Annotated in this window: 1 protein-coding gene; it reads right to left on the bottom strand. The window is 53.3% G+C overall.

All coding sequences use genetic code 11. From position 1 onward, the window contains the following. A partial coding sequence (locus tag AC1RPR_RS08640) for a hypothetical protein (RefSeq protein ID WP_481763541.1) occupies nt 1-215 on the bottom strand: 215 nt, incomplete at its 3' end. Between the last annotated feature and the right edge of the window lie 104 nt (nt 216-319).

Below are 319 nucleotides of genomic sequence, written 5' to 3'. Positions count from 1 at the left end.
GAATAGAAAAAACGCGAACGACGCACTGGTGGCGGGTTCGCGCTATCTTCAGATACAGGATCATGACCCTGCATCCGCATCATGGTCTCCACATGCGACATTGCCGTGCCGCCACTTCCGTTAGACGGCTTGGCCAATGTCGTAAGTGATAGAAGGAGGTCATCCGCCTGTTCCATTTCCTCGCGGGTCGCGAGAACAAGCGGGTTAAACGTCATTTAGTCCTCCGAATCTTCGGCTGCTTTCTTTTCACCCTTCTGTTCTACGTACAGGGTTTCTCCCTTACCGCTTTCGGATTGTTTGAAACGCCACGCACGCAGGC

The organism is Dellaglioa sp. CoH-57-MRSF-22 (assembly GCF_056781895.1).
The sequence above is the reverse complement of the archived record's forward strand: the minus strand, read 5'-3'. Positions and strand labels throughout refer to the sequence as shown.